Raw genomic sequence first — 1,175 nt, 5'->3', positions numbered from 1 at the left:
CATTAAGTTAACCATATTGGTGCCGCCCATGTCTGAGCCGGTTTCGCCAAAGTTAGCGGGCATAATATGTTCCCACTTAAATACCACTGTGCCACCACAATATTTGGGGCGTTGAATATACACTTGCTTTGTGACTCGATTAAACCGTACCCGAATATGGCGGATGGTAAACAGTTCAAAGCGATAAATATAGCGAAAATAACGGATACATAAATAGGTAAGTATTGAAAAGATAGTTGCAAAAAAGATTATTGCGAATATTCCTGAACCAATATTATCACTTTTATGATTATATAAGTCTAAAGCTATCCCAAATCCCAAATCCCAAATCCCAACTAGAATAAATAACCCAAAATATAAGTAAACTAATCCAAGTCAGAATACCCCGAAAATTTTCAAACATGCCACCACGGATCTCTAAATAGCGATCGTTATAGGCGTAGTAAGGTCCTATTGGTCTGGGATTATTACTGACGGATTTTTGCGTGTAATCTTTTTGAACCTCTTTTAGCGTCATATCGCCACTGGTATAACTCATTTTTAATTTTTTGCGAGTTTCGGCTTTCATGGCGCTACCAAACCATAATAAAAATTCACCAACGTACATCGATTTTAAATCCTGTTGTTATTATTTTAAAAAGTGTTTTTATATTAAGAATTACCATAATCAACTAGCTTTCCTGTTTTTTCGTCACGCACTCCCCATTCCAAACGGCTATCTAATATGGCTTGTTGTACCTTAGGGGGATAGTCCGATAAGGTGGTTTCTTTTGGGGTGGGTTTGCCCACTTGACCAGCTTGGCGTATTACTTTTGGCCATCGAGGTTGCCAGCATAGGCATTCCGAAATAAAGTAACCCACGGTGTAAAAGGGGAGTAAGATTAAAAATACGGGTATTAATAGTAAATACACCCATGCCGTTGGTGCATTTTTAGCTGCATGAATCATGGGTTTTACATGCCCCTCAAAACCATGAAAGGGCATGGGTAAATGGGTGCTTAGGCGTGGTTTTGGCAAGTTTTCGGGGCCGTGCTCCATATAACGGCGAATAAATTCCCATTCGTCTTTATAGTCTTGAGGGTTATAGGTGTTTTTGCCAATGCCGACCGATTGAGCAACCGGAAAGCCAGTTTTATAAGGGTGAAAGGTCATTAAGTTAACCATATTGGTGCCGC

Annotated in this window: 2 protein-coding genes and 1 pseudogene; all 3 read right to left on the bottom strand. The window is 39.7% G+C overall.

Features of this window, described 5'->3' with window-relative positions:
* Positions 1–321: pseudogene (locus tag ACYIAL_RS12760) on the bottom strand (hypothetical protein); the annotation flags it as partial.
* Positions 290–607 (bottom strand): hypothetical protein, encoded by a 318-nt coding sequence (locus ACYIAL_RS12755; RefSeq protein ID WP_483751904.1) that lies wholly within the window; start codon positions 605–607, stop codon positions 290–292. The pseudogene ACYIAL_RS12760 and the gene ACYIAL_RS12755, both read right to left, overlap by 32 nt.
* Positions 608–651: 44 nt before the next feature.
* A partial coding sequence (locus ACYIAL_RS12750) for a DUF6708 domain-containing protein (RefSeq protein WP_483751903.1) occupies positions 652–1,175 on the bottom strand: 524 nt, incomplete at its 5' end.

Source organism: Gilliamella sp. X-57, assembly GCF_057063565.1.
This window is presented reverse-complemented; position numbering and strand designations above follow the sequence as displayed.

What these genes read in the sequence shown, in the direction of transcription:
- ACYIAL_RS12755 (WP_483751904.1), bottom strand. Translation starts at nt 607, where the DNA reads ATGTACGTTGGTGAATTTTTATTATGGTTTGGTAGCGCCATGAAAGCC.